This window comes from Zhongshania sp. (genome assembly GCF_041584495.1).
Taxonomy (GTDB): domain Bacteria; phylum Pseudomonadota; class Gammaproteobacteria; order Pseudomonadales; family Spongiibacteraceae; genus Spongiibacter.
In genome coordinates, this window is record NZ_JBFHDY010000162.1 from 1 (window position 1) to 5489 (window position 5489).

Annotated in this window: 7 protein-coding genes; 4 read left to right on the top strand and 3 right to left on the bottom strand. The window is 49.1% G+C overall.

Annotated features, from left to right (window positions below; all coding sequences use genetic code 11):
- The coding region (locus ABYP33_RS17045; protein WP_373092354.1) for a transposase at positions 1-1563 on the top strand (1563 nt) is incomplete at its 5' end.
- Positions 1564-1980: 417 nt separating this feature from the next.
- Here the strand turns inward: ABYP33_RS17045 and ABYP33_RS17050 are convergent.
- Both ABYP33_RS17050 and ABYP33_RS17055 read right to left on the bottom strand, forming a co-directional pair.
- On the bottom strand, positions 1981-2370 hold the full coding sequence (locus tag ABYP33_RS17050) for a PIN domain nuclease (protein WP_373092355.1): 390 nt from the start codon (positions 2368-2370) through the stop codon (positions 1981-1983).
- Positions 2367-2561, bottom strand: a complete 195-nt coding sequence (locus ABYP33_RS17055) for a type II toxin-antitoxin system VapB family antitoxin (protein ID WP_373092356.1) — start codon at positions 2559-2561, stop codon at positions 2367-2369. The genes ABYP33_RS17050 and ABYP33_RS17055 overlap by 4 nt, the downstream gene beginning before the upstream one ends.
- 158 nt (positions 2562-2719) lie before the next feature.
- Here ABYP33_RS17055 and ABYP33_RS17060 point away from each other — a divergent pair, with 158 nt between their 5' ends.
- The 3 genes from ABYP33_RS17060 to ABYP33_RS17070 all read left to right on the top strand — a co-directional run bounded on the left by ABYP33_RS17060 (position 2720) and on the right by ABYP33_RS17070 (position 4121).
- Positions 2720-3127: a DUF1398 family protein gene (locus ABYP33_RS17060; RefSeq protein WP_373092357.1), complete on the top strand. Its 408-nt coding sequence runs from the start codon at positions 2720-2722 to the stop codon at positions 3125-3127.
- A gap of 66 nt (positions 3128-3193) precedes the next feature.
- Positions 3194-3559 carry an MmcQ/YjbR family DNA-binding protein gene (locus ABYP33_RS17065; protein WP_373092358.1) on the top strand — a complete coding sequence of 122 codons (366 nt, stop codon included), beginning with the start codon at positions 3194-3196 and terminating at the stop codon, positions 3557-3559.
- A gap of 193 nt (positions 3560-3752) precedes the next feature.
- On the top strand, positions 3753-4121 hold the full coding sequence (locus ABYP33_RS17070) for a septal ring lytic transglycosylase RlpA family protein (protein WP_373092359.1): 369 nt from the start codon (positions 3753-3755) through the stop codon (positions 4119-4121).
- Between the two features lie 113 nt (positions 4122-4234).
- On the opposite strand, the gene argH is transcribed toward ABYP33_RS17070, so the two are convergent.
- Positions 4235-5489: argininosuccinate lyase (gene argH, locus ABYP33_RS17075; RefSeq protein ID WP_373092360.1), on the bottom strand; the 1255-nt coding region annotated here is incomplete at its 5' end.

Below are 5489 nucleotides of genomic sequence, written 5' to 3' on the forward strand. Positions count from 1 at the left end.
ATGCCCAAGTTCAAGCCTTACGACTACAACCAAGATGCGATGGTTGTGATCAATTTTGCCGAGCAAATCCAGCCTGGTACCTTCGAGTTTACGCTGCACCATCTCATAGAAAATCATATCGATCTGTCAGCGTTCTACGACAAATACAACAATGACGAAGGTGGTCGCAAGGCCTACGACCCGGCGGTGCTGCTCAAGATTATCCTCTTTGCCTATTCCAAGGGGATCACTTCCAGTCGGGAAATCCAGTGGCAGTGCGAGCACAATATTATCTTTAAGGCGCTGTCCTGCGACTCGGTACCCCACTTCACACTTATTGCTAGTTTTGTCAGCAACTACCCCGATGCCATTGAAGCGGTGTTTGAGGAAGTTCTGCTGGTCTGTGACCAGCAAGGCCTGCTGGGCTTGGAGTTGCTTGCCATCGACGGGTGCAAAATGTCGTCCAATGCGGCGAAAGAGCACTCCGGTACTTTTGACGAACTCGCACAGAAATCCGCCAAACTCCGCAAACAGATTCAGCACCACATTAAAGAACACCAGCGCCTGGATGCGCGTAAACCCAACGAAAAGGCGCGCAAGCAACGGGCCGAGCAGGCCGCCAATACCCTGTTCGAGCAGTATAAGAAAATCAACGATTTCCTAAAGATAGCAGCCCCAAGGATGGGGCAGGGACAACGGCCAAAGGAAGTAAAAAGTAATATCACCGACAACCAATCCGCCAAGATGCTGACCAGCAAAGGCACGATCCAAGGCTATAACGGGGTAGCCACCGTGGATAAAAAGCACCAGATCATTGTGGATGCCCAAGCCTTTGGCGAAGGTCAAGAGCACCATACACTCAAACCTGTTCTAGGCAGAGTCGAGAACCGCTTCGAGCGCTTAAACATTGATGCCTCCATCTTTGGAAAAGGCTTGATCATCACCGCTGACACTGGCTTTGCGAATGAAGCCAATAACGAATTCCTGAAGAAGAACCGGATTAACGCCTACATCCCCGACAATCAATTCCGTCAGCGTGATCCAAAGTTCAAAGATCAGAAAGCCAAGTACGGGAAGCGCCATCGGGACACGGTGAAAGGCCAGAAGTCAGTCATTCCGGCCAGCGAGTTTACTCTCAATGTTACAAAGAAAACCTGCCATTGCCCGGCAGGAAATGAGATGTGGCTGCACAGCGAAGGCACTACCACCGGCGGCAAACTCAAGCTTAGCTTCGAGGCCAAGCTCACCGACTGTCGCCATTGCCCAATTAAGACTGACTGCATGCGCAACCCGGCATCAGCCGATACACGGCATGGCCACGGTCGCCAAGTGGCCTTCACTATTGATAGTGGCAAGACGGCGACAGACTGGATGAAGAAGCGGGTCGACAGTGCCAAGGGCAAACTGATCTACAGTCACCGGATGTCGGTAGTGGAACCAGTATTTGGTAACATCGGTACCAACAAAGGCTTGAACCGCTTCTCGCTGAGGGGTAAAGACAAGGTTCAAGGACAGTGGCAGTTGTATTGCTTAGTCCACAATATTGAGAAGCTCTCCCGCTATGGTCGAATCGGGTTACATTAGGCGGAACAAGGGCCATTTACAGTTCAAAGCGGTGGCCTCAGAGCAAAACGAAGCGGGCTGATAGAAATCGAAAGGAGCAGGATGCGTTGTGAAGAAATCCGAAAATAAACAAGATTTTGAGGCGCGAGGAATCATGCGTTCTGCTAAATCAGAAAATCTACAGCCTCGTTATAGGTGTGTTTTTTGGGTTTAAATCAATAAAGTTAATAAGTAGCAATGAAACATAACAAAGTAATCAATCACCGCCACTTCGTGGCTGGGCAGCCTAAAGCGTGCTTCGCACTGGGCTGCCTCAAATGCGAGCGTTATGCGTTTTGTCCAATGGAAGATATCCATCATTTAATACGGAGAAATAAATGAACGCAGATATTATTACGAGTGCTGCAGGTAACCCCCCCGAAAAATAGCCGGTGTATCTCAGCCTTCCGTTAAGCCGAGATGTTTGACGAAGGGTCTAAAGTCTTTATCCGAAAAAAGAAGAGGGAGTTTCTGTTCGATGCAAAAGGTCGCAATAATTACATCAGCTGTCTTCCGTACGGTAATGCCCTTTTTTCGTAGTGCTCTAAAATTCTCTGCGCTCTTTATAGCCATTTGTGTACCGAGCATATCGAAAATGGTAATGTTTTCAAAAACCTTTCGCGCGGCCCTGTAGTCTTTGTCATGTCTAAAGCCCTGCAAAACTTCAGTCAAAATCAAATCACCAATAGCCACTGGTTTTAATCCAAGCACACTGTCAAGCCTCTCTGCCTGGGGTGTGTCCGCGCCAGAGAAATAGTCAATCCAAACACTCGAGTCCACTATGATCACGAGTTGGTTCTCATCTCATCGAGATCACCTGACCATTGCAACTTGCCACGAAGTTTCTTTATGTTTTCCTGCTTGTTCAATCTAATCAATGTCTTAAGTCCAAGCTCAACAACGTCTTTCTTGGTTTTAAGGCCCGTAGCTTTTAGCACGTCATTCATCAATTTGTCGTCTATCTCAATATTGGTTCGCATATCTAGACTCGCTATGTATAATCTCGCAGTGTGTGCGAAGTATCTATCCTATACACATAGTAAGTCAAGCAAGCGGGGCGCCGTAAACGGCGCCCCTTCTTGAGGCATTATGCGTTTTGTCCAATGGAATATAGCCATCATTTAATACGGAGAAATAAATGAACGCAGATATTATTACGAGTGCCGCACATGCTAGCCATGCAGGCCACGTGTCGTTTCCAGAGTTTGCAGGAGCACTTATTGAGCAAGGTGTAGAGTATTACTACGTTAATTTCATTGCTTTGCAAACGTCTTTTTACAGTAGCGAAGGTAGTGCTGTTTCTGTGCCATTACCGTTCGAGAGTTTGCCAGCCGTGTCGGCAGACTTTGATGCGCGTGGCTTGAAGGCCGCTATTGTCGATAGTCAGAATAATAGCCAGTCTTACCGACAGTTTTCAGAGCGTGCTATGCAATCTGGCGTACTAGGCTATTTTGCATTTTTACGCGGTAAGCGTGTTATATACATTGGTCGTCAAGGTGATCAGCACATTGAGTGGTTTCCTGGTGCAAACCCAGAAAGCACCTAACAAACTTTTGCGCGCGAACACTTTACTTTGTGGCAATATGGCGGAGCCAAATGCGGGTAAAAAGTAATGAGCTATGACGATTTTAATGATTTTTGCCGCGGTTTGCCCGCCAGTACCTACAGCCTTCAGTGGGGTGGTTCGCATGTGTGGAAAGTGGGCGCAAAGGTGTTTGCTGTTGGTGGCTGGCAAAAATCGGGACAAATGGGCTTCACGTTTAAAGCGTCAGACAATAATTATGAAATATTAAAAGACGAACCGGGATACCGACCCGCGCCGTACTTGGCCTCTCGGGGGCTGAAATGGATACAGCAATGCGAGGTGTTTGAAAACTCAGGAGAACAATTAAAATACTATTTAGCTGAGTCCCACCGTATTGTGTCTTTAGGCTTGAGTAAAAAAATGCAGCGAGAGCTGGGGCTTAATCAGGATTAGTCCTCGTTTCTGTATTGCGTCCGATTTGCCCTTATTTCTTTGGGTGGCCTAACAAATAGCGAATATTATTGTCTTAAAATGGCTTTCTTTGGCCGTATTCTCGCGGTCTATATCACTAGCCGCGGCTCCGTGTGTTGATATCATTAAATTCTTGAGTAGCTAGCAGATGGTCGTTTTATTGACGCGTATCACAATGATTAGTTTGTTCATGTTTGCGGTGGGCTGTACTACGGTTCAGCAAAATGACAGTAGTCATTGGCTTGGGTTTACGGAGTCTGGTGTGGCGTCTTTTTATGCTGATAAATATCAACGTCGTAAAACAGCGAGTGGTGAACCGTATAAGCACGAGCTTAACACCGCGGCGCATAGAACATTGCCCTTTGGGTCCAATGTGAAAGTCACCAATACCAGTAATAGTAAAAGCGTGGTGGTCAGAATTAATGATCGTGGGCCTTTTGTGAAGGGCCGTATTATTGATCTTTCAAAGTCGGCCTTTGATGCGATAGGCAATACGTATTCTGGTTTGATTGAGGTCGAGATTGAAGTGGTACCATCGCGTTAATATAGCGTGGTAACTGTTGGGCGAGCGCGATGGGTACCAGGGTATTACGGCGAGTTTAGAGCAGGCAACCACCGAGGGACTTTTTAATGTCAGTAGCTCGGTGGTTATCTATATTAGCCGCGCAAATTAAGCCGCGCTAGCGCGCGCTCAGCCGCAGCCAGTACTTGCTTAGGTGCGGTGCCGCCAATGTGATCTCGGGCATTCACAGAGCCTTCTAGGGTCAGCACATCAAACACGTCTTGTTCAATATCGGTGCTAAAGGTCTGCAATTCGGCGAGGCTCATTTCTGAGAGGTCTTTGTTCTCAGCAATGCCGTAAGCGACTGATTTACCAACAACTTCGTGGGCGTCGCGGAAGGGCAGGCCCTTGCGCACCAAGTAGTCGGCGAGGTCGGTGGCGGTAGAGAAGCCGCGCATGGCCGCTTCGCGGGTTACGTCGCCGTTGACGGTTATTGCAGGCACCATATCGGCGTAAGCTTTTAGGCAGTCTTTCACGGTGTCGATAATGTCGAAGAGGGGTTCTTTGTCTTCTTGGTTGTCTTTGTTATAGGCCAGCGGCTGTGACTTCATTAGGGTTAACAAGCTGACCAAATGACCGTTCACTCTACCGACTTTGCCGCGAATGAGTTCGGGCACGTCGGGGTTTTTCTTCTGGGGCATGATGGATGAGCCGGTGCAGAAGCGGTCGGGCAGTTCAATAAACTTGAACTGGGCCGAGGTCCACAGCACCAGTTCTTCGCTGAAGCGCGACATATGGGTCATCAGCAGGCTGGCGGCGGCAGCGAATTCAATGGCAAAGTCGCGGTCGCTTACTGAATCTAGCGAGTTTTCGGTGGGGCGGTCAAAACCCAGTAGCTCGGCGCTGTAGTGGCGGTCGATGGGGTAGGTGGTGCCGGCCAGCGCCGCGGCGCCCAGCGGGCATTGGTTGAGACGCGCTGCGCAGTCTTGAAAACGGCTGTAGTCGCGCTCTAGCATTTCATTCCACGCCAGCATGTGGTGGCCAAAGGTAACGGGCTGGGCAGTTTGCAGGTGAGTGAAACCCGGCATAATGGTGTGTGCTTCGCGGGTGGCGAGGGTAATTAAACCCTGCTGCAGGCGGCTGAGCTCAGTTACGATTAAGGCTAATTCATCGCGCAAATACAGGCGAATATCGGTGGCAACTTGGTCGTTGCGCGAGCGGCCAGTGTGCAGTTTTTTGCCGGTGATGCCGATTTTGTCGGTGAGCCGTGCTTCAATATTCATGTGCACGTCTTCAAGGCTTACTGACCACTCAAAGCGACCGCTGAGGATGTCGGCGCGAATTTCTTCTAAGCCTTCTTGAATTTTGCTGAGTTCGTCGGTGGTGAGTACGCCGACTTTGGCGAGCATG

Coding starts and splice junctions, on each gene's coding strand:
- ABYP33_RS17055 (WP_373092356.1), bottom strand. CDS start 2,561: ATGCGAACCAATATTGAGATAGACGACAAATTGATGAATGACGTGCTA.
- ABYP33_RS17060 (WP_373092357.1), top strand. CDS start 2,720: ATGAACGCAGATATTATTACGAGTGCCGCACATGCTAGCCATGCAGGC.
- ABYP33_RS17065 (WP_373092358.1), top strand. CDS start 3,194: ATGAGCTATGACGATTTTAATGATTTTTGCCGCGGTTTGCCCGCCAGT.
- ABYP33_RS17070 (WP_373092359.1), top strand. CDS start 3,753: ATGATTAGTTTGTTCATGTTTGCGGTGGGCTGTACTACGGTTCAGCAA.